Source organism: uncultured Fluviicola sp. (assembly GCF_902168135.1).
GTDB lineage: Bacteria > Bacteroidota > Bacteroidia > Flavobacteriales_D > Crocinitomicaceae > Fluviicola.
In genome coordinates this window covers 44582-68229 of record NZ_CABHOL010000050.1, presented here as the reverse complement: position 1 = coordinate 68229, position 23648 = coordinate 44582, and the positions used below count along the sequence as shown (strand labels likewise).

The following is a 23648-nucleotide window of genomic DNA, read 5'->3' as shown; positions in this document are numbered from 1 at the left end:
TTTAACACTTCGGAAGTCCCAAACCATATTTGATGGCCGACTCAAGCACTTCCACAGCAATATCTTTCAACGATTTGAACTTAATAGAGTAACCCGTCACCTTGGCTTTACCCAATTTTGATCCGTAAGTTTCTGCCAAAAAGGTTTTGTCCTCCAAACCAAGAATATAAACTGATATTCCGGTTGTATTTGCACTCAATCCGATGCGGTAAAATTCCCTGCTTGTTCCGTCTGCGTAATTGATCATATATGCTCCGTAACCGATATTCGGGTTGGATACCACTTTACCCTCCGCATTTTTACCGTCTGTGAACCACAATTGACAACCCGGCGAAACCTGCAATATGCGTTCGTTCAGGAGTTGTATTTCATTCCTTTTTGCTTCCGGCAAGCTGGCAATATACGTTTTGATCTGTTCTTCTATACTCATATTTAATAGTAGTTAATATCGAAAAAAGGAACGGTTTTTAGATACTTTTTCTTCTTAAGACCATCCAAAATTGCTGTAAAAAATACCCTGCTCTATATTCTTAAGTGCAAACACAACTTCATCAATGGTGTTCTCAGGTAAGGAATCCATTGAAAACCAACTTAAATCATCGCATTTATGCGGCTCCATGTTCTGTATCGTACCATTCCAATTAGCGGCGGTCACATACACATCGATATACTCGCGATCTTTTGTGCGGCGGTGCATGACATGCTTAACCAGAAGATCTTCCGGAAGAAGTGTGATATCAGCTTCCTCCTTTGCTTCACGAATAATGCATTGTTCTGCAGTTTCACCATGCTCCAAATGACCGGCAACCAAACTATACATTCCGTCCCGATAACCGGTATTGAAGCGTCTGAGAAGCAAAACTTCCTTTTTTTTGAGAAGTACCAGGTATGCGGCTATGTATATTTTAAATTGTTCCCCGGACAGCTTGTTTTTCATAGAACAAACTTAGGTAAAATTTAACCGGACTCAATTCCCTGAATCAGAAATGATCAGCCTTTTATACCGGCAGATTTGAGACCCGAAACCTCCGGACCACCGAACAAAAGTTCAAACAATATTATTCACACCCAATTGCATAAAAAAATAGTGTGTGTGCATAGGGGTTATAAAGTTAGTTTTTAAACACAAAAAATTAGGCCTGATCTCTAAAATGTCAGTATCTTTGTGCCCTACAAATGGAGAAAATAATGATTAGAAGGGTAACATATTATTCCTTTCATGTGTCTGAGCTGGTTTATCTTATGCAGATGAAGAAAGAATTTAAACAATTCAGACCTTCGGATCGCCGCCTGACAGATTTATCACAATCCACAGATGATTTAAATTATTGTTACGAAGCACTTAAGAAGGTTTCCCGTTCTTTTGCCGTAGTGATCCAGCAATTACCTGAGGAACTGAAAAATCCCGTTTGTTTGTTTTACCTCGTTTTAAGAGGGCTTGATACGATTGAAGATGACATGAACATCGACAATACGGTCAAAAAAGAGATGCTGCTGAGTTTTGCCGACCGCATCAACAAAGAAGAGTTTATACTTAAAAACGTTGGAGACACCCAGGACTACCAGGATTTAATGCTCCATTTCGACAAAGTAATCCGTGAATACCAAAAACTTGGTCCCGAATACAAAGCCGTTATCACCGAGATAACTCACGAAATGGCAATCGGGATGAACAAGTATGCACATGAAACCGTTGAAAGTTATAAAGACTGGGATGATTACTGCTATTACGTAGCCGGGCTGGTTGGAATTGGTTTGAGCAGATTATTCCTGGCTTCAAAACTAGAAACAAGTCCAAAGCTTGCCAACAAAAGCCTCAGTAATGAAATGGGACTGTTCCTTCAAAAAACAAATATCATTCGCGATTTTGCAGAGGATTTGGAACAAGGCCGCATTTTCTGGCCGGAGGAATCCTGGAAAAATAAAGCAAATACACTGAAGGAATTACAGGCTGATGAAAAGAGCGGACTTGCTGCATTGAATGAAGTTGTTATCAACGCGCTTGGGCATGTTCCGGCTTGTTTGGAGTTTTTGGAATGTTTAGAGAACCAACAGGTTTTCCGTTTCTGCGCCATCCCCCAATTGATGGCTATTGCAACATTAAAAGAATTGTATAACAATCCGGAAGTGCTGCATAAAAACGTTAAGATCCGAAAAGGAAGAACAGCCAAGTACTTCATTTCGATCAAGGATTTTAAGTCCACAAAAAAAGAATTTATCTCTATACTGAACAGCTTAGAGAAAAAAGACCATACAGGTAAAATCAAATCAATATTAGCCGAAATTCAAAGATGAGCACAGGTGAGTTTGATATCATAGTTATTGGTGCCGGAGTTGCCGGAGGCGTATTTGCCGCTTCACAACCTTCCGGCACACGCATTCTTGTAATAGAACGCGACCTTACGGAACCCGACAGGATAATCGGTGAATTAATGCAGCCCGGAGGAATTCAGGCCCTGACCCAAATGGGGCTCGGTCATTTACTGGAAGGTATTGATGCACAGGAAGTCAACGGTTACAACCTGATCAAAGGAAATGAACGTTTTACGATCCATTACGATGAAGTCCAGAAAGGAATCAAGGGAATTGGTCTGAGAAACGGGAAATTCCTGACAAATATCCGTCAGGAACTTGCAAAACGTGAGAACATTACGGTAGTCCAGGGAAATGTTACTCAAATCCTGGAAAAGGACAATGCCATTATCGGTGTAAACTATACGCAGGAAGACGGAACAACTGTTTCCCAATACGCCAAACTAACCATTGTTTGTGACGGGCCGATGTCCGTACTGCGTGATAAACTGAGCAAGGTAAACAAGCAGGTGACTTCCTATTTCATGGGATTGGTAATGAAAGACCTGGAATTGGAATTTCCTTCCTACGGGCATATGATCGTTACAGGTGATTTCCCGATCCTGGTTTACCCCATTCATACCAATGCTTATCGCATCCTGATTGATTATCCGGGCGGAAAAGCTCCCAAAATGGGTAAAGAATCCATTGAACGATTGAAAGAATCGGTTGTAAAAGTATTGCCGCAGGAAATGATTGCATCCTTTTTGAAGGCGTTGGAAGAAGATCAGTTAAAGGTCATGCCGAACCACTCCATGAAGAATCAGGCATTCCGTATGAAAGGTGCCGTACTTTTGGGAGATTCTTTAAATATGAGGCATCCTTTGACGGGTGGTGGAATGACCGCAACCTTTTCGGATATCCTTTGTTTGAATGAACAATTAGCGGGAATTGACTTCCCGGATGAAACCAAATTGGAAAATGCCGTTAATGCCTATTATAACAGCAGAGGAAAAAATGTGGAAACAATCAATATTTTGGCAAACGCTTTGTATAGAGTGTTCACCGATGATGAATTGAAAGAAGCATGCTTTGAATATTTACAAAAGGGAGGAGAACAGGCTACCGGCCCGCTTTCCATTCTTTCGGGGATAAACAGGAACAAGCAATTCCTGTTGAAACACTTTTTTAAAGTGGCTATGCAGCACCCGATACATTTTATTACTAAACCGGCGAAACAAATTCGCTTATATAAAAATGCCTCAAGAATTATTCGTCCGATTTTAAAGGATGAAGGGGTTTCGGCAATGATCTGATGGAAAAAATTGAACACGAATCGCTTGAAGCGGCAGACTTAAGAAAAAAGAACCATTTGGATTTGGCTTTTGCATCGCAAAGTGCCCTATCTGATGGCCGTTTTTATTACGAACCGATGTTGGCAGGACATGCGGAACAATCCGACTTACCTGTTCGGCTGGGAAATAAAACCATGCGCTACCCTGTATGGATTTCCAGTATGACCGGAGGTACTTCAGCTGCGGGACCAATCAATAAAATGCTGGCAAAAACTGCCGGTAAATACGGTTTTGGTATGGGCTTGGGTTCTTGCCGGGTGATCCTGGAAGACGACACTTATTTCGATGATTTCAACCTGCGTCCGATCCTGGGTGATGCTTCTCCACTGTACGCGAATGTTGGAATTGCTCAAATTGAGCGGTTAATCGATAAAGGCCAGACTTCCAAATTAAAAGCGCTGGTTACAAAACTCGATGCGGATGGTTTGATCGTACATGTCAATCCTTTACAGGAATGGCTGCAGCCGGAAGGAGACCTGATTCAACGCTCTCCTCTTGTAACCATTAAGCAGCTGTTAAATGAAATTGACACAAACATCATCGTGAAGGAAGTTGGCCAGGGATTTGGTCCTGAGAGCATGAAAGAGCTGCTGAAATTGCCGATCCTGGCAATCGACTTTGCTGCAAATGGCGGAACAAACTTCTCTAAATTAGAGTTGCTGCGTAACGAGCCGTTAAAAGCGCATTATGAGGACGTGATTGCTTTGGGTCATTCTGCTTCAGAAATGGTCGATTTTTTAAATACAGCAATCCGGGAACTGGGTTCTGAACGTAAATGTGACAACGTAATTATAAGCGGTGGGATCAAAAACTTTTTAGACGGTTATTACCTGACCTCCAAAGCAAACATCCCTGCTGTCTATGGTCAGGCAGCACCGTTTTTAAAACATGCAAACGAATCGCAGGAAGCCCTGGATACCTTTGCAGAAATACAAATAAAAGGGTTGTTAATGGCCCACAAATTTCTAAAAATAAGATAAATGGAGCTAATCGAAGGGTTCTCAAAAAAGAACAAGCAGGAGAAGTTGGAGGCGATTGCGAATTTTTTCAAATCGCCGGGAGAAACGATTAAAACGTTTAAAAGTTTTGATCACTGTGATGCTGCTGTACAAGAAGTAATCAACGAGTTTAGTGAAAATACCATCTCGAATTTTCACTTACCTTACAGCATTGCTCCTAACTTTTTGATCAATGGGAAAACGGTTGCCGTTCCAATGGTTATTGAAGAAAGTTCCGTTGTGGCCGCAGCTGCTAACAGTGCCAAGTTTTGGTATGCTTTCGGAGGATTCCATACGGAGATCGTTGATACCGAAAAAGTAGGACAGGTCCATTTCTTATGGCACGATGATATTCAAAAACTGAAAAGCCGTTTTGATGAGCTAAAACAGCTTTTACTGGATGGTTCTGAAGATATTACTGTAAACATGCGTAACCGCGGTGGAGGTATCAAGGATATCGTTTTGAAAGACCTTTCGGATAAAGAACCGGGATTAATGCAATTGTTTGTGACTTTCGAAACGAAAGATTCCATGGGGGCAAACTTCGTAAACTCCTGCCTGGAGCGTTTTGCTGAAATTTTTAGAAACTGGCACCAAAACCAGCCTGAATTCAAAAAAGACGGATTGGAAGTCATTATGTCTATTCTTTCCAACCTTACTCCGAATTGTGTAGTTAAGTGCTGGGTAGAAACAGATGTTAAGAACCTGGATGGAATTGTACCGGGGGTTTCCGGAAAAGAATTTGCTAAAAAATTCCATACTGCTGTAAGAATCGCACAAGTGGATCCTTACCGCGCAACCACGCATAACAAAGGTATTTACAACGGTATCGATGCGGTTGTATTGGCAACAGGAAACGATTTTAGAGCAGTTGAAGCCTGCGGACATGCTTATGCAAGTATGAACGGCGGTTATTCTTCTTTGACGAACTGCACCATTGAGAATGATATCTTCCGTTTTGAACTGACTTTACCAATTGCATTGGGAGTTGTTGGCGGACTAACGAACTTACATCCGTTGGTGAAGCTTTCTCATGAATTATTGGACTTCCCGAATGCAAGAGAGTTGATGGGAATTGCTGCTGCTGCCGGATTGGCAAACAACTTTGGTGCGGTTAAATCATTGACCACAACAGGTATTCAGCAGGGACACATGAAAATGCACCTGTTCAATATCATGAACCAATTAGAGGTTAAAAAAGAAGACCGCGATAAAATTGTAGCTCATTTTAAAGACAAAAACGTTTCTGTATCTGCAGTGCGTACATATGTTGAATCTCTTCAATTGGTATAATTGACAGTTACGGAAAATAATATAAGGACCTATAAGGCATCAGGAAAACTGATGCTTTTTGGTGAATACCTGGTTCTGAACGGAGCAGACAGCCTTGCTTTTCCTTTAAAATTCGGACAAACGCTTTCTGTTGCGGAGTCTGATTCTATTCACTGGGAAAGTCATGCAAAGCATGGACTTTGGTTTTCAGCTTCCCTGGACCGGGATTTCAACATCCTGGATACCAACAACCGGGAAGTAGCGGAAATTTTGAAACAGTTATTCCTGGTTATTCGCGCAGAGAAACCAGGGCTTGATTTCAATCAAAATTTTAAATCAGAAGCAAATTTTGAATTGAACTGGGGACTTGGTTCCAGTTCTACTTTAATCAGCTTGTTGAGCCAATGGTCGGGAGTTGATGCCAGAAAACTGCTGGATGCATCTTTTGGCGGATCGGGTTACGATGTAGCTTGTGCAACTGCAAATGGTCCGATCATCTATGCCGACGGAAAAGTGAAAAAAGAAGTGAGTATCCCCGAATCAATAACGGATAAGCTGTTATTTGTCTATCTGGGCAATAAACAAAACTCACGGGAAGAAATCAAACGTTTCAAGGACCGGAAAGTGGAACAGCACCACATAGACACCATGAATACTTTGATCTCTACTGCGTTGCAGGCGCATGATATCGAAGTTTTCGAGCAGCAATTGGACCAATCTGAAGAATTGATTTCACCAATTATAGGTACTACTAAATTAAAAGAACGTTTATTTGCAGATTATTCCTACAGCATCAAATCATTGGGTGCATGGGGAGGAGATTTTTTTATGGCAACATTCAGGGATCTCCAAACGGCAAAAAACTACTTTGAAGATAAAGGACATGATATCTTATTTACATATCAGGAATTCATAAAATAAATGGAAACAGACAAGGAATTGATGAATAACGTAAAAGTAACGTGGCGCTGCCCGTCTAATATTGCAATTGTTAAATACTGGGGAAAAAAGGGAATACAAATCCCTTGTAATTCTTCGCTAAGTTTGACTTTGTCAAATTCATTTACAGAAGTTGAAGCAGAATTATCAGACAAAACCACGGATGAAGCGGTTCAGTTATCTTACTTTTTTGAAGGAGCTGTCAATGAAAAATTCGGTCAGCGTGTTGCTAAATTTTTAGAAGACAATCGTGAATTCTTCCCGTTTATTGCTGAAAAAGCAATTACGATCAATTCCTCTAACAGTTTCCCGCACTCAGCCGGAATTGCCTCTTCTGCATCTGCATTCGGAGCAATTTCCCTGGCACTTTTAGACATTGCCTACAGCCTGGAAGGAAAAGAAAAGGACGAAGCGTTCTACCGGGAAGCAAGTAACCTGGCGCGTTTGGGAAGTGGAAGCGCATCCCGAAGTATGTACCCGGCATTTGCACAATGGGGAGAAAATGATAACATTCAAAATTCTTCGAACCAGTACGCTATTGAGATCACAGACATTCATCCGACTTTCCGGAATATGAAAGATGCGATTCTGATCATCGAAGATGAGCCGAAAAAAGTATCCAGTTCTGTTGGTCACTCTTTGATGAATAACCATCCGTACGCAGAAAACCGCTTCAAGCAGGCCAATGAGCGCACAGCTGAGCTGGTTAACATTCTAAAAAACGGTGACATGGAAGCATTCATCCATATGTGTGAATCAGAAGCACTGACATTGCACGCAATGATGATGACCTCTATGGATTATTATTTATTGGTGAAGCCGGGAACAATTACAGCCATTGAAAAATTGATGGAATTCCGAAAAGAAAACAACATTCCGGTATGCTTTACACTGGATGCAGGTCCGAATGTGCACGTTCTTTACCCGAAAGCTTATGAAGCTCAGGTAGAAGCATTTATCAATGACGGACTGCGCGACACCTATAAAAAAGTTATTTTTGACCAGGAAGGAAACGGCCCAACAAAATTGAACTCGTAAGAAATGGAAAGCGTTCATTCAAAAATATTAGTGTTTGGAGAATACGGTGTTTTGCACAACGGTATGGCATTGACGATCCCATTCAGTAAATTTTCCGGGGAATTGTGCTATCCAAGAGACGAAGAAAGTGCTATGGCCGTATTATCCAATAAAGGTATTCGGGAATTCTTCAAGCATATTTTAGAAAATCACACCGACGATACGTTCAAATTGAACGTGAATAAATTGTCACAGGAGCTGGATAAAGGTCTGTTTTTCAGAAGCGATATTCCGCAGGGATTTGGACTTGGAAGTTCCGGAGCACTTGTTGCAGCGGTCTTTTTACGCTACCTGGACAAAGCAGGCGATTTCAAAGATGAATTGAAACACCTGACCATGGACCACATCCAAAGCTTAAAAAGCTACCTGGGAAGCCTGGAAGGACATTTCCACGGGAAAAGTTCCGGTATCGATCCTCTAAGCATCATTATCAACAAACCTTTGCTGTTAAAATCCAACAAAGAAATTGAAAAAGTAGATATTCCGGCTTACGATGAGAACGGAAAGAATGTATTGTTCTTATTGAATACCGGTATTGCCCGAAATTCAGAAAAACTGATCAAACAATTTAACAGTGCCTGCAAACAGGAAGATTTCCAGAAAAAACTGGAAACTAAATTCATTGAATATACCAATGCAGGTATTACCGATTTCCTGAAAGGAGATACGGAAAGTTTTTACCGGAACCTGAAGAAATTAGTCCAATTCCAACTGGATGAAATGCACTACCTCATCCCGGAAAAATATCAAAATACGGTGAAGCGGGGACTAGACACGAAAGATTATTTCCTGAAGATCTGCGGTGCAGGCGGCGGTGGGTACATGATCGGATTTACCCAAAAATGGGAAGAAACACAACAATTATTAAAGAACGAAGAACTAGAAGTTTTCTATAGATTTTAAAGTATGACAACAACTACAGCAATAAAACAGGATTTGGAAATCCAAAGAAACGCGATTATTCAATTTTTGGAGAAAGATGCATTGGAAGGTTTCCCTTCCAACCTGGCAGATTCTACCTACCATATCATGACATTGGAAGGGAAACGCCTGCGTCCGATCATGGTATTAATGGCTGCTCAGGGGTTTGGCGTAAGTACGGAAGATGCTATGTGCGCTGCAATTTCAATCGAAGTGTTCCACAACTTCACACTGGTTCACGACGACATCATGGATAAAGCTCCGCTTCGCCGTGGAACGATCACCGTTCATGAGAAATACGGAGTTGATAAAGCAATCGTAACCGGTGACGCCATGCTGCCACATTCTGTGAGCTTATTGATCCGGGGAAACGAAGAAAAATCAGCAGTTCTGTTAAAAAGCTTTTTGAAAATGGCCCAGGAAGTCATGGAAGGTCAGCAATATGACATGGAATTCGAAACACAGGACGTAGTAACTGTGGAAGAATACATGAATATGATCCGACTGAAAACTTCCGTTTTGTTTGGTTGTGCTTGTGAGATCGGTGCCATTTTAGGGAACGCTTCCGTTGAAGATCAGCAAAAACTGTACGATTTCGGACTATACACCGGATTGGCATTCCAGATCATGGATGACTACCTGGATACTTTCGGTGATGATTCATTCGGAAAACGTATCGGAGGAGATATCTTGCTGAACAAAAAAACTTTCTTACTGATCAATGCCATGCAGCATGCAAACGCTGATCAAAAAGCACGCATCGCTGAATTATTCGAAGAAAAGAACGAAGAAGCCAAAATCAGTGGGTTCCAGGAGATTTTTAAAGAAATCGGTGTGGTGAAAATTGCATTGGACAAGATGGAAGAATTACATGATAAGTCTGTAGAAGCTATTATGTCATCCGGTCTTTCTGAAGACGATAAAAGAAGAATGATCGAGTTGGGTGAAATTATGCTTCGCAGAACAACCTGATTCACCATGGATTTCGATCAAAAGGACCAATCCTATTTTTGGGATACCTGGAAATTTCATTCAAAAAACGGACAACAATACTGGAGTTTTGAGCTTCCGGATGATCTGAAAGGGATCATACAATCAGAATCCGACTGGGACAAACCGGAAGGAATCGCTTTCTTAAAGGCGTTTGATCGTGCTTTTATTTTCGACAAGCAGGTCAATCCGAATTCCGGCGACCGGGTATTTCGCTATCTGCGAAGCAAACAAGTAGGAGAACCAAAGATCATACCTTTAGACGATTCCCTTTCACTCAAAGAAAGAGCGCGCATCGGTTTATTGAATGGTTTTTCTTTTTATGAAACATTGCAGGAACCGGACGGAAACTGGGCGGGAGACTATGGTGGTCCGCTTTTCCTGATCCCTGGATTAACCATTGCGTCCTACGTTACAGGCTCGCCTTTTGAAAAACCGATGCAGGTTTTAATGAAGCGCAATTTGTGGAACCACCAAAACGAAGACGGCGGCTGGGGACTGCACATCGAAGGGCATTCAACCATGTTCGGAACGGTGATGCAATATGTAACCCTGCGTATTTTGGGCGAAGATCTTTCAAACCCGAACCTGAAACGAGCCCAGGATTGGATTTTAAGCCACGGTGGTGCCGTACAAATCCCCATGTGGGGTAAGTTCTACCTTTCGGTGTTAAACGTATACGAATGGGCCGGAAATGACTCCCTGCTTCCCGAATTGTGGAAACTGCCGAAATGGCTTCCCTTCCACCCCTCAAAATACTGGTGCCACAACCGCATGCTTTACCTTCCGATGTCCTACTGCTTCGGGAACAAGGTAAAAGGAGCAGAAACGGAGCTGGTCAAAGAACTAAGAAAAGAATTGTATACTACCAGTTACGAATCGATTAACTGGAAAAAAGCACGCCGTCAGGCCTGTGAGATCGATATCTTCAACCCGGTCAGCAAATGGTACACGGCTCTAAGCAAGATCATTAACGGATACGAAAAGATCCATTCCAAAAGACTAAGGAAAAGTGCATTGAAATATGTGGAAGATTACATCGACCACGAAGATCTGCACACGCGTTATATCAACATCGGTCCGGTAAACCAGGCCATGAACTCTATTTGCGTGTGGCATAAGCACGGCTTAGATTCCGAACAGTTCAAAGGCCATCTGAACCGCTGGAAAGATTACCTGTGGATTGCCGAAGACGGAGCAAAAATGGGAGGTTATAACGGTTCTCAATTGTGGGACACTTCCTTTGCCGGACAAGCATTGCTGGAAGCCGACATGGAATCCGATTTCCCGGAAATGGCTGAAAAAATCTATCATTTCATTGATATTACCCAAATTGACCGCGATCCGATTGATCATGAAAAATACTGCCGTGACGTAACGCTCGGCTGCTGGCCTTTTTCAACCATCGACCACGCCTGGGCAGTAACGGATTGTACTTCGGAAGGAATGAAAACCGCCCTGCTGTACAACGACAAAGCATACATCAAAAAACAAAATCGGATCGACCTGGAGCGCTTAAAACCTGCGGTTGACTGGTTATTGTTCATGCAGAATAAAGACGGAGGCTGGGCTTCTTATGAAAAGAAAAGAGCTCCGCAATGGATCGAAGTATTGAATCCTTCCATGCTGTTTGAGAATATCATGACCGAAGTGACCTATACGGAATGTTCTTCCGCCACCATGCAGGGATTGAAGGAATTCGCCAAACGTCACGATTACCGCAGGGAAGACATCAAAAAAGCACTCGACCGCGGCGGGAAATTCCTGCAGACCAAACAAGATCCGGATGGTTCCTGGTATGGCTGCTGGGGTGTTTGTTATACCTACGGTACCTGGTTCGGTATCGAAGGCTTGTTAGCCGCAGGTCATAAAAATGACTCCCCCGAAATTCAAAAAGCGTGTAATTTCTTGTTGAGCAAACAGCGCGCAGACGGAAGCTGGGGAGAATCCTTCGAATCGTGTGTGCAGCACAAATACATTGAACACGAAGACGGACAGATCATCAATACGGCATGGGCACTTTTGGCTTTGATGAAAGCAAATCACCCGGATAAAGGGGCTATTGAAAAAGGAATCGAATTCATCCTTTCCCGCCAGGAATCCAACGGCGATTTCCCGCAGGAAGGAATTTCAGGGGTATTTAACGGCAACTGTATGGAAACCTATACTTCGTATCGAAATGTGTTCCCATTGTGGGCGGTAGCGAGATATTATAGGTATTTGTAAGGGAGAGATATAGAAATGAGAAATCAAGCTCGATTCGGCTTATCCTCTCCCTTGGTCCCTCTCCAGCAACTATACTGAAGCTACAGCACAAGCATAAAGAGGGAGACTCAATTTGCAATTCAAACAGGACTTCGTTCTCATTTTCATTTAAATTCTGGAAAATCACATCAAAGTCTAATAAAGAATCCTGAAAAAACTTTTACGCCGAGAAGTTTTGAACAGCTTTAAGGTATCCTCTTTGCAAATAAAGTTCTGAATGAAATTCAGTGAATAACCAACCTGTTATGCGGTTCTTCATCGTAAGTAACAACTTCAAACTGCTGAGATGTAACTATTTTTCCGTCCACATTAAATCTAAAAAAGTATTCATCCGGCTCCAATGGATACTCTCCTACCCACTTATCCCCCACTTTCACCAGTAAGTTTTCAAATTGATAATAAGACAATCCATCAATCAGTACATAAGTTGCATCCTTAAAATCGGCCAACTCCAGTCTGTAATTCTTTCCGGGAGGGAACTTTCCCTCAAGTTGATCTTTAAAACCGATCAATGTTTCTTCTCCCGGATAATTTCTCAACCCTTCAATTAAGGTTTCATTCGCCTTTTCCTTTTGGCCTCTGCAATACAAGGCAAAACTGTTTACATAGTAATCTTTTGGCTCAGGCTTTATCTGCCGGAAAAAATGTTCAAATACGGGATAAGAATCAATATTTGCTTCCATATCAATTAACCCGGTAACAAGTAAACGCATCAAAGTTAAACGCTGTGCTGGATCCTGAATGGACTCCATCAATTCAATAGACTTCTCAAAATCTTTATTCTCTGCAGCCATATGAGCCCTTACCAAAATCTGGTCTTTGAACAGATCACACAGATAAATGGATGTTTTCCCCCGCTTCAACAATTCCCGGACAGAAGTTTTGTAAGCGTTTTTGAAATCCAACCCAAAATAGAACCAGATTTCACCCGTCGACAAATTATGAATATTCGAATAGATGGTACTGGCACCACTGGAATAAAATTGATGAGTCGAGTCACAGATCTGTGTAAATAATTCAAAGGAAGGTTCATTATTCTTTAATAATCGCTGTGCAATTGGCATGCGGAAACACGGATCGTCTTCCAGGTCTCCATGACACAAATTGTAATTCGTGGAAGCCAGGTGATTATCTTTTGTGATCCACATACTATCCGCAACGATAATTCCTAAATTCCCAAACTTATCCGCCAAATGCAGCTGACTGTGTTCAATTCCGGGAATTCTGTATTTTCTATAGAGATCCATTACTTCCTGAACCGTTGAGAAGTGCTCCAGGATATACTCAAACATTTTCACATGTCCCCCGGGATAATATTCCTTTTTCTCATTGGCTTTGCTTTCCGTGTACTCTACTCCGTTAAAATCAAAGAACAGACCGGCCTCGTTCACACCTCCCTGCATTCCCTGCTTAGGATTGTTATAGGTAAAAAATACATATCCATAATTACCATCATTGGCAGGAACAATATTGATCAAGCTCTTAAAGGTAAACAGGTTGTCTTCATTGTTCCCGGTCCAAACCTGTCCTTTTTTATCTTTTGCGCTAATGATTGTGCAAGAAAATGCCTGTAATTGAGCAAATAAAACGAAGGTGATAATGATTGCTTTCTTCATAGATTTGGTTGATTTATTGTCCTGTAACGTTTAAAAGGCTTGTTTATTGTAGCTTGAAACTGTTTCGGCTGCATCATTTCAATACTACGTAATAATTTTGGTATATCGTGAATTCTTTGCAATCAAAAAGTATTCAGAGTCATCAGGATTTCCAAAATCTGCCTTTATGAAACGACCTCTTTCTCCACTCTCATTTTCTTTGAAACTAAAAGCACCACTTTCGCAATGCTTTTAGTTTTCGTAATTGTATCGAAGAGTTTTCCAAATATTTGTTTGTCGATCAAAGACCTTTCACCGGACCGACAAGCGGAACCCGGACCGGTTTAGTAATTCCGTAGACAACCAGAACACCGGACCCACCGCCCCAGGTCGAATAAGCTGGATTTGGTTTTGCCTGCATTACTGTTTGAGGAAGGTTCCAATTATTAGCACACCAAAGATTACCGGCCTGGTCCACAATAACATCTGTCAGCATCTGTATACTCCCCGAATGAATGGTATGGATCACATCTCCTGTATCATAGGATTCCGTGCGTTTACTTGCTGAAGCTCCGGCCATAAATGAAACACCTCTTCCCATAAAGTTGGCAACCCAAACATCGTCATTTCCATCAACGGATATGCCCCAGGGAGCATTCAATTCACCGTCTCCGTAAGGCGTCAGATCAGATTCGTGAGTGGTTTCATCAATCGTATCGATGGGCTTGGCATGTGAAGGGATCATAAAAACAGAGCCTGTTTTATTATTACGCCCCAACGTTTGCTCCAGGTGCGGATAACCAAGAGCAAACCCCTCAATAATCGAAACATTGTCTGTTGGAGTTGTCGGCGGGAAATCCGGGCTTGTATTGCAGGCCACCCAGCAATTGCCTTTTGAATCCAATGCAACACCTCGTCCGCCTCCGGCAAGAATAAAACGTTCTACTTTTTCGTCGGCCGGAGAATAACGTATCAGCGATTTACTGTTCGTATTACTGATCCAAACGCGGTTCTCGTGGTCTATGGAAGCTGCAAAAGGGGCAGACAGCGCATTCTTGTGTTTTCCATGTTCATGTTCAATCGTCACAACTTTACCTTCTTTAAGTTCCCCGTTCGGAAAATAAATCATTTCATTGGATGAAGTCCCGGCCACCCAAATATCACCGTTTGGCGCAACACCGATACCCTGTAATCCACCGATCTCGGTCAATTTCTCAGCCAGTTTTTCCGGGATTCGGTCAACAATCGGGGAACCGTCTTCGAGCTTATACACACCGATAGCTCCGTTAAAGCTCGTAGTCCAACAGGTACCGGTATTGGTAATTGCCGTTCCCCAGCCTACACCATCCACTCCCATTCCGGTATAACCGGTAACAGGTGGAGAAAGTAATTTACCGGTCGAATCCAGTTTAACGAGTCCTCCGCCAATTCCCTGGTAAACTCCGTTTTGCGCTCCGGGCATCCAGTTCAAACCGGTCCACAGGTTTCCGTCTTTATCCAAAGCAAGTTTTCCCGGTGCACAAATTCCACCCTGTCCAAAAACCAGGATCATCGCAAAATCCTCCGGGGCAAAACTCAAATAAGGTACAAAAGGCGAGCTTCGACGACTAACAGGCACTTTGCTGTTTGGCTTTGCCGGGAAACCATCCTTTGGCTGCGGGTAAGCTTTATCAAAAAGATGAAACAATTCTGCCGGGTGCATCCAGGGAGATTGGGCAATACCAATCATTGCCTCAGCTGTATTCCCGGGTCTCTCTCCACCCAAGGGCGTTGAAAAATCTAAAAGGGCATGCTGCCATTTATCTGCAGCGCCTGTACCATAAGCCGTGATCAAAGCAGCCAGTGTATTAAAGCGGGCAAGCGTTTCATTCTGTGTGATGTTGAATGGATCGGTTATCACGTCTCCCCAGGTTCCCGTTACCGGATTCACGAAATTGGGTGTGTTTTTAGCAGCAATCCGAATACCCTGATGATTTCCTGATAATTCAAGTCCGCTAAAGAATTGGGCACAGGTAAAAGCAGATGCCACGGTTGTAAACTCATTTACAACGACTCCCTTTGTTGTAATCTCTCGGTGAAAATCCGGAGACAGGACCGACAGCAACACTACATTTAAAGGTTTCAGTTCTGCAACAATATAAAGAATCGCATCGGGTGAAGCGGGAGTTGCTGTCAGGCTAAATTCCCCCTTCGCTCCTTTGTCCACCTCACACTCGGCTATCGAAACCGGGGAATTAGCCTCCCAAAGCTTCACAGTTGCAGTAACTTCATTGGATCCGTTAAATGATAAGATTCCCTGAATAGTAATTTGATTAGACATTGTTTTCGTTTTAATATTAATAGTGATTGCTTCTTCCTAAACCATCTCAAAAATGCGTTCCCGGAATAACTGCTTGCATTCCGGGAACGGGCACATTTATAGCAGCTTTCTAATGCCTGGATTTTGGCTTCCCGGAACTTGTGAACGTGTAAAAATTTACGATCGGTATGTCAATGCAAATCGAAAGACTTACACGCCCGTAGCGATCGCTGTAGGTGTTTTCGTTAATTTGTGCATCTACCTTACGCAGAAGAGGCCCCATCTGCCAGCCTGCATTTACCGATATCGGCGACTTCGGAATACCGTACGAAAAGAAAATTCCGGGCGAAAGGATATTTTTCAGCTGAATGGTCGGTAATACTTCTGTTAGTGTATCGCTGAAACGGAAAGAAGCAATGGCTCCAATATCGATCACCGACAGGAATAGGCTGTAAGAAGAATGATTCTTTGCTCTTCTGCAGTTTCCACCGTAGCTGACGGAGATTCCAACCGGTGCAGTCAGTCCGTAACTGTTTATAGTACTTTTACTCGCAGACATCCATTTCGGATCGAGATCATAGACGCGTTCGTATCCCATATACGGACCGCAGTAAGCATTCAATGCAATGTTGAATGTTGATTCCCGTTTGATACGGGCAGAACCTACAGGCAACGCTGCGGATTCAATGGCAGCTTCCACATCATCGGATGTTTTGGCGTCAATAATGGCAGACATGAATGTTCCGTATTTGAGAAGCGATTTTAGAGTCATCGACAATTCATTCCGGATACTGTCACCCCATTTTTTCAAAAGGCCCTTATCAATGGAATCCTTTTCAATTTGTTTCAGGAGCTTTGAAACATCCTTTATTCGCGCTGAAATCTTCGCAAGGCTTTTTTCCTGATCAACGGTCGGTTTGTTTTTACCTGTTTGTGCTGATAACTTTTTATGTTCTTCCTCAAGTTCCGATTTTAGTTTTGTCATTGAAGCTGCCTTTTCCCGGTGCATTACTTTGTATTCCTTCTCAATAAAAGTATCTACAGCATCCCTGTGAAAAATCGTATCGTACAGCATAACCGTTTTCATGATGGCAGAAGCATATTGCTTTCGGTTGACATCAACTACAATATCAGACGCGGTGCGGGCCGAGTAAATATAGATCCCAGCATTTTTTGCGATATCCAGGTCCTTCGGGAAGAAAGGCATTTTTTCAACGGCAATCAATTGGTCCATCAGATCAAGTGCTTTCCCTGCAATAACATGATATTTCTCGACCTTTAAAGAATCTTTGTTAATCTCTTTAAGTGCGTCAATTGCTTTCTCTATATCACGGACCTTCGAGGAAACTGTGCGGAAGAAATTCTTGTATTCCTCATAACCACGTGCCAGGGTATAGGAACTGTCGATGATTTTCCAAAGTTCTTTACTCGTCTTTCCTTTAAAAACGATATCTTCTTTTTTTGCCTGCTGCACCAGTAGCCCGATGTATATTTTTACAGCAGTATCGTTGGTGAACAACTTTTTAATCAGGCTGTCATTTGCCCAATAATGTAAGGAATCAGTTTTACTTTTGAAGGACTTGGATACTAACTGTAAAGTCTTGAAAGAAGCGGCAATGTTTTGATTGATTCCCGTTTGGGCTCCCATAAACTCATCCACCGGATAATTAGCAATCATTTGTCCCGGATGTTCTTTCAACTGCACCTGCTGTGCAATGTAAAAACTGCTTTGCAGGATGACTTTCAACCCCGGGTTTGCATCGAAATAGGCGCTATGATTGTCAATGATTGAAGGCAGGTTGTTGGGAAGATCGGACAGGTCGCGGTCGAATGCATTTCGCAGTGCCTGCAAATAGTCGTTGTAATTGTAAATCTGGTTGTCGATCACCATCAATACTGCATACGTTTCCGGGAAAACAGTTTTCAGATCCACATACTTCGGATCGTTCAGCACTTCCTTGAATTTATCGAAGAAAGCGATATTGAGTTCCTGCTTGGTGCGGTCAACGATAAATTTAGCCAGGTCGTCTGCAAAGTTGGTGACATCGAGGTTGCCCACACTGCTAAAAACAGAGGATGCCATATCTCCGATTTTGTTTCCGCTATGCGTACTTTCAAAAACATCAGGCATGATATTTTTCAGGTATTGATTGTATGCAAGGTCTGTTGAACTTCCTATTCCATAAAATTTGAGAATTTCCCGAATAACGGAGTCCTTTTCCAGATTTTCTTTCAGGTACAATGCATCGTATAACAGATATCCGGGGTTATAGGATTTCCCTTCGGCTGAAAGAGCCACCTTAGTAGAAGGATTGGGCAAATTAGGGGTTACCGGAGGAGTTATTACCATGGGCAGCAATTGAAAAGGTGCTGTGGATGTCTTTCCGTCCACTTCAATGAGAAAGTTTGTCATAACTGAAGAGGAAGTGTCTGTATTAAGAACATAATTCCCCTGGTTTTGGACAATCCTGATAGTGAATTGATTGTTTCCGGAGTTAGTACTGATGGTATTGAGTGACTTCTCTTTTCCCACACCATACAGGCTTGCATTTCTATCAGGAGTAACAAAGTCAATTTTGGAAGTTCCCGGAATCCCTTCAAATAGTAATACAAGCTCCGAATACTTTTTCTGCAGATCTGCGGTATTTGAAACCAGTATATTTCCAGCGTTATCTCTTGAAATAGTGAAGGTTCCCTGCTGTGCCAGTAATGATCCTGACAAGACAAGGTAACTAGTGAACAGGAATAGTTTTTTCATAAGTTATAGAATGGATTAAACAATTTTGAAATTTGGAGACAAGGTGTCTTTTACCGGAAGCACGAAAGTGAAATTGACATCACTTCCGAGCAAAATACCGACCAGTTGTTTTTGGCCGTCGATTTCGACATACACCCCCGCACCCGAATCTCCGGGTTGAGAGACCGGTTTCGCGTTTTGCCTGTTTGGGTCATTTCCAATCAGAATCAGGTCATTTTTTTCGAACGTTCCGTTTCCATAACGTATGGGATATTTTTGAACGTTATGATCAAGGATATATGCTTTGTACTGCTGATTGCGAGCCTGGATTGTTACCTCCGTATTTCCAATATCCGCATCGCTTACGGAATAGTATTGATCATTAAACAGGATAGGTTGCTCAAAGTTGTCAACGGTTATTCCCGGATCCATTTGCACAACCATCAAATCCTGATTGTCCAGCAGCTGTTTGTAAAACCATTTCCCCTGAACAACTCCATTGAATGCGACTTTCGTCTGAAGTGAAGCATCAAGGAAAGTGTTGTTGTTTGTGAGAAACGCGCCTTTTGTGTAGACATGTGCAGCTGTTACGATTCCCAGGAAATCAGGATTTCTTTTTGACTCGACGATGCAGCAGATCGAACCTATATCCAATGGAAAGCCAACTTCTGCAACCGTATCTTGCTGCGACAAATGAACCGTTGCGGTTCCTCCACCTTTGATTACTTCCGTAGCAATACTCCGTGCACTCCCATCCGGCATCTTTGCCTTAAGCTTAGCAGGAATGCCCGCGGTATTTTCATCTTTCAAGTACAAAACAACTACATGCGAATCCGGTTTCGAAAGATCATCAACAGAATCACTAACAGAGACGATATTCGGGAACTGCATTCGCAGGTTTGGCTCGTTCTGTGCCACAGCCAACCGGGCGAGCTCCGCAGGAGTATATGCGGCATTTGCACCGGAATGTTCTGCTGTATTTTCGAAAGCAGCTGGAATCCCAATTTTGGTCTTACGCCGGGTAACAGTTGTCATAGTGATTCTTTATGTGAATAGTAATCGTTTCAGTATCACAATAATACTCAATTCGTTGAATCCTGCAATACTTATGGCAGCAAATCTTGGAAGAAAAGCCCGGTCGGGAGCTGGAGCTTCTCATGTGACTTCCGTTACAGACTTCTGTAATAACAGGCATGTTTAAAAATTACCCGAGCCAGAGCTTCATTGAATTGTCGGGGATTTCAAGCCTGTTAAACAACACTAAAATATTAGGTTAATGCTTATGAATGTTGTTTCTTGTTTAGAAGATATAGATCAAAATTATTCACTAAAATCAGATAGTCATGTTAAAATGGACAGCAGTATTTCTTGTTATCGCACTTATAGCTGCGATATTCGGATTTGGAGGGGTCGCAGAAGCAGCGGCTTCCATAGCAAAGGTTATATTCTTTATTTTCATTGCTCTCGTAGTAATCACTGGAATCATCGGGTTTACCACGATCAACAGGAAATAAGAAGAACCTATAAAAACAAATATCCCAGCAAACACGTGTTTGCTGGGATATAATTATTTTTTATTTTAGTCTAAAACCTGTATCGGTTATTTTGAATGTAGCTAAAGGGAAGATTACAAACCGATTATGGTATAACTATAAAGTGGACTGAAACCTATCCTCGAAATTACTTCTAATTCTTTTTTTATTTACGTGTTACGTGATAAAATCGTCAAAACCTTGAAAAACACTCTACTTTTTAGAGTACTTTCTAAACGCACTAATAAACTGATAAATTAAGTATGCACTGGTGATTCTTGAAATACCATCAAAAAGCAAGGCATTATTTACAAGCAAATCTTGATCCACATAAAATACTTTATCAAATTGATGGATAGGATTGATAAAGCTTATAAAACGACCGATTTCACTTCCTATTAATTCTGGAGCGAATTCAGTTTGTTTTAAATTATATTTAACAAAAGTATACCATAATATTGACAGTCCCAACAACCAACAGAATGCTCTAAACCAATTTAATCCATGATTATTAGATATCTGATTTAATCGAAGAATGAATTTATCAGATGTTTTTCCTTTTTGTACCTTGAGAATCTTTAGATATGCTCTCATTTCATATTTATGAAATAAGAGTTTCATTGAAACATCTGAATTTTTCTCTGCAACAATTTTCAATTGACGATAAGTTTCTTTTCTATCACTTAAAGAGTTGGCGGATTTCATAACTTTTGAATCACACCATTCAACATTTACTGGCACAATGTCTACCAAATTGCTATTCGATATTTGAATCTTGTCAAATAGAGAAAAATTCGTTGAGCTAATGATGGCTCTACCTAAATTCACTCCCTTTAAAACAATGATGGATGTTTTAGATTGGGGATATATACTGTTCAATAAAATATTCCCTTGGTTCGAAAAGTATTTAAAAATTCCAGTTTTTAATTTTATGTCATTCATGGAAAATGTGGCATCTTTTAATTCTCCATGCACTTGAAAATAGTTTACACTCAAATTCCTTAATAGAAAGTCCGTTTTGTGATTAGAATTGAATTCAATAAATAATTTGTCAATTGTGTTTTTATTTCCTCTGTTTGATAGAGTCAGAGTACTATTCGATTCACCTCCTGCTAGAGAAATTAAGCCGACAGACCGAGGGATTAATTGAATATCACGATTGAATTCATTTTTTACGAAGTTGAATTGTTCCGCTTTAAATTGATCAATTAATAACTCCTTTTGTAAGTTAAAGACACATAATTCGAATGTCAATAACTTAGCATCCATATTTCTGGATGTAAAATACTGATTGAATTTACAATTTAAGAATTGTAAATTCTTTAGATTTAGATTGGTGGCTAGAAATCTCTGCTCAAAAGTACAGTTTATAAAATAAATCTTTTGATGAAGGAAGTTCCCATTTAACTGAAATTCAAAATCAAATTTGCATTTAGTAAAAGTCACACTTCTGCTACCAAATACAGTCTCGTTATTGATTATTACTTCTTCCGTAATATTGAAATTCGAAATGTTCTGTTTTGTCTCCAGCAGGTACTTAAATCGATCTGGCGTTATTGTTATAAGCTCACTCATGTTCATGTTTACATTAGGACACTTCTCATTATTCTAACATCAAAATTCTATATAAAATATCAGGAATTGAATTGTGAATAGTCCTCATTACTTGCTTCAATACTACACAATAATTCTGAAAAAGAGTAAGATATTGAGAAAATCGGGAAAGAAATCAAGCCTGAAAGCCAACTGGATTCGAATGACTTTGATTCGATAGAAAAACTCAATAAAATCAATGGTTTGCGGGAGATTTGGGCTTATCCTCCCCCTTAGTCCCCTCTGACGGAGTCTGACACTCGTCAGAGTCGTCTGACCTCCGAAGGGGGAAATGAAATCGTCGCTTCGAACACGGATTCCCTTCCTCATTCTCACTCTCCGCTCTCGCTCTGAAGAAAAAAGCATCTGGGAAAATCGGGCAGAATGAGAAACAGAAAGAGAATGATGTAAAAGAAAAAAGCATCACTCCCGCGATGCTTTTTTCTTTTGTGAACCTATCGCAACCAGAGTCGAACACCTTGGAATCAGATTAACGTTTTACCACAGTATCAGGAACTTGGGGAAAAACTCATTTCTACTCACTCTTTCAAACGCAAACTGAGACGGAATACCAAATTATAACTTATTATCTTGAAGAGTTTTGATGTAAAAAATCTCGGAAACCGATTTTCATTATGGAACATTGATCTTTTAAGTGTCTGAATTGCAAAGGTATTTCTCCTATTCCAGGATTGACAATTATTAATTTCCTTGAGGCTGAAAAACTTATCCAATCACACAGACGAATGTTGATGTGCTCATCTCCAAAACTATATCCAATAACGTAAAGTGATTTGACATGATTTATATACCCTTCAAATATTCTAAAAAACCAATTCCCTGAATCATGTTGTATTTTGTCGGTAAATTTATGTTTTCCAGATAAAATTGTTTTCATTAGAAACTGATCTACTCCATCATTATCAAAATATGTTATAAGAGGTGAAAATGATATCTTATTATTTTTAGTTGCCATATCAGTTTCAACAATATGCTTTAAATCCTTGAATGTTGCTGAAGGAGAGTTGCTGTTTACAATCTTTAAATAATCTCTATTATTACCTTCAGTGAATAGATCAAGAGCACCATGCATTTTTACAAGATTAACGGTTCTTTTTTCTTTTGTAAAGAAACTAAACCTATTAGAGTTCATTTCTTCTTTAGAAAGGGTTTCGAAATTTACTCCATAGATTTCTTTCTTGCCGTTCATTCCGAATTTCATTGGGATTTGGGTAGCTGTACAGATCATTTCAAACAATAAGTCATGATTGAGACTAAACACCCAAAGTGGAGAGGTGGTACAAAACTTTTCAATCGATTTAAATAGTTCTAATTGAGCATCGATAAATTCTAGTTTTCTAGAATGTATATCATAGAGTATCCAAAAAATGGCATCATTATATTTTTTTATTATCCAGTGCCATTCATTGTGTAAGTTATTATCTCTATTTCGGAAGAATTCTATTTCAAGTCGACCGATGATATCTTCATAATTTAAATCTGGATCTTCGAGCAAGCTTAGCGCCAATTTACGTATTGGGCCTGGCGAATTATAACCAGGTAGACTTATTGCATTGATCAATTGTTTCTTGAACATCTCAGACAATTCATCAACAAGAGGCATCCCTAATTCATATGAAGCACCTGCTCCTAATAAAAACCCATTACTCATAAATTAGTTGGTGTCATCTTTAGTCATTCGATACATTATTTGCGAAGTTTCAAACACTTAATATAGATATGCAACTCAAACTACTTGCAACAGCTTAAAAAGCGGATTTTA

At 40.9% G+C, this 23648-nt stretch carries 18 protein-coding genes; 10 read left to right on the top strand and 8 right to left on the bottom strand.

Translation table 11 applies throughout. The annotated features are described in order from the left end of the window. Position 1 precedes the first annotated feature (1 nt). Positions 2-430 carry a DUF1801 domain-containing protein gene (locus tag QZT69_RS17100; RefSeq protein WP_294678430.1) on the bottom strand — a complete coding sequence of 143 codons (429 nt, stop codon included), beginning with the start codon at positions 428-430 and terminating at the stop codon, positions 2-4. A 54-nt stretch (positions 431-484) separates the two neighbouring features. Continuing rightward, the gene (locus tag QZT69_RS17095; protein ID WP_294678423.1) at positions 485-937 is read right to left on the bottom strand and encodes an NUDIX domain-containing protein; all 453 of its coding nucleotides are present in this window, start codon (positions 935-937) and stop codon (positions 485-487) included. Between the two features lie 311 nt (positions 938-1248). Here QZT69_RS17095 and QZT69_RS17090 point away from each other — a divergent pair, with 311 nt between their 5' ends. Genes QZT69_RS17090 through QZT69_RS17050 form a run of 9 tightly spaced genes read left to right on the top strand, consistent with a single transcriptional unit; the run spans position 1249 to position 12070 of the window. Then, positions 1249-2295: a squalene synthase gene (locus QZT69_RS17090; RefSeq protein ID WP_294678416.1), complete on the top strand. Its 1047-nt coding sequence runs from the start codon at positions 1249-1251 to the stop codon at positions 2293-2295. Continuing rightward, positions 2292-3608, top strand: coding sequence for an FAD-dependent monooxygenase (locus QZT69_RS17085; protein ID WP_294678411.1), 1317 nt, complete (start codon positions 2292-2294; stop codon positions 3606-3608). Before QZT69_RS17090 ends, QZT69_RS17085 begins: the two co-directional genes overlap by 4 nt. Beyond that, positions 3608-4627: an isopentenyl-diphosphate delta-isomerase gene (locus tag QZT69_RS17080; protein WP_294678403.1), complete on the top strand. Its 1020-nt coding sequence runs from the start codon at positions 3608-3610 to the stop codon at positions 4625-4627. Before QZT69_RS17085 ends, QZT69_RS17080 begins: the two co-directional genes overlap by 1 nt. Beyond that, entirely contained in the window at positions 4628-5938 is a 1311-nt protein-coding gene (locus QZT69_RS17075; RefSeq protein ID WP_294678396.1) for a hydroxymethylglutaryl-CoA reductase, degradative, read from the top strand. Then, a complete protein-coding gene (locus QZT69_RS17070) occupies positions 5939-6838 on the top strand; it encodes a GYDIA family GHMP kinase (RefSeq protein ID WP_294678389.1) in 900 nt (299 codons plus the stop codon). Continuing rightward, positions 6839-7894 (top strand): diphosphomevalonate decarboxylase, encoded by a 1056-nt coding sequence (locus tag QZT69_RS17065; protein ID WP_294678380.1) that lies wholly within the window; start codon positions 6839-6841, stop codon positions 7892-7894. A gap of 3 nt (positions 7895-7897) precedes the next feature. Continuing rightward, positions 7898-8836 (top strand): mevalonate kinase, encoded by a 939-nt coding sequence (locus QZT69_RS17060; protein ID WP_294678372.1) that lies wholly within the window; start codon positions 7898-7900, stop codon positions 8834-8836. 3 nt (positions 8837-8839) lie between these two features. Further along, positions 8840-9826 carry a polyprenyl synthetase family protein gene (locus QZT69_RS17055; RefSeq protein WP_294678364.1) on the top strand — a complete coding sequence of 329 codons (987 nt, stop codon included), beginning with the start codon at positions 8840-8842 and terminating at the stop codon, positions 9824-9826. Positions 9827-9832: 6 nt separating this feature from the next. Beyond that, entirely contained in the window at positions 9833-12070 is a 2238-nt protein-coding gene (locus QZT69_RS17050; protein ID WP_294678356.1) for a terpene cyclase/mutase family protein, read from the top strand. A 263-nt stretch (positions 12071-12333) separates the two neighbouring features. Here the strand turns inward: QZT69_RS17050 and QZT69_RS17045 are convergent, their stop codons facing one another. The 4 genes from QZT69_RS17045 to QZT69_RS17030 all read right to left on the bottom strand — a co-directional run bounded on the left by QZT69_RS17045 (position 12334) and on the right by QZT69_RS17030 (position 19775). Further along, positions 12334-13725 (bottom strand): carcinine hydrolase/isopenicillin-N N-acyltransferase family protein, encoded by a 1392-nt coding sequence (locus QZT69_RS17045; RefSeq protein ID WP_294678348.1) that lies wholly within the window; start codon positions 13723-13725, stop codon positions 12334-12336. 280 nt (positions 13726-14005) lie between these two features. Further along, the gene (locus tag QZT69_RS17040; RefSeq protein WP_294678329.1) at positions 14006-16024 is read right to left on the bottom strand and encodes a hypothetical protein; all 2019 of its coding nucleotides are present in this window, start codon (positions 16022-16024) and stop codon (positions 14006-14008) included. Positions 16025-16133: 109 nt separating this feature from the next. Then, the gene (locus tag QZT69_RS17035) at positions 16134-18761 is read right to left on the bottom strand and encodes a hypothetical protein (protein ID WP_294678324.1); all 2628 of its coding nucleotides are present in this window, start codon (positions 18759-18761) and stop codon (positions 16134-16136) included. A 15-nt stretch (positions 18762-18776) separates the two neighbouring features. Next, positions 18777-19775: a hypothetical protein gene (locus QZT69_RS17030; RefSeq protein ID WP_294678317.1), complete on the bottom strand. Its 999-nt coding sequence runs from the start codon at positions 19773-19775 to the stop codon at positions 18777-18779. A gap of 308 nt (positions 19776-20083) precedes the next feature. On the opposite strand from QZT69_RS17030, the gene QZT69_RS17025 reads away from it, so the two are divergent. Further along, a complete protein-coding gene (locus tag QZT69_RS17025) occupies positions 20084-20254 on the top strand; it encodes a DUF1328 domain-containing protein (RefSeq protein WP_294678309.1) in 171 nt (56 codons plus the stop codon). 231 nt (positions 20255-20485) lie between these two features. Here the strand turns inward: QZT69_RS17025 and QZT69_RS17020 are convergent, their stop codons facing one another. Continuing rightward, positions 20486-21847, bottom strand: coding sequence for a hypothetical protein (locus tag QZT69_RS17020; RefSeq protein ID WP_294678301.1), 1362 nt, complete (start codon positions 21845-21847; stop codon positions 20486-20488). A 604-nt stretch (positions 21848-22451) separates the two neighbouring features. Further along, a complete protein-coding gene (locus tag QZT69_RS17015) occupies positions 22452-23537 on the bottom strand; it encodes an SIR2 family protein (protein ID WP_294678296.1) in 1086 nt (361 codons plus the stop codon). Positions 23538-23648 lie beyond the last annotated feature (111 nt).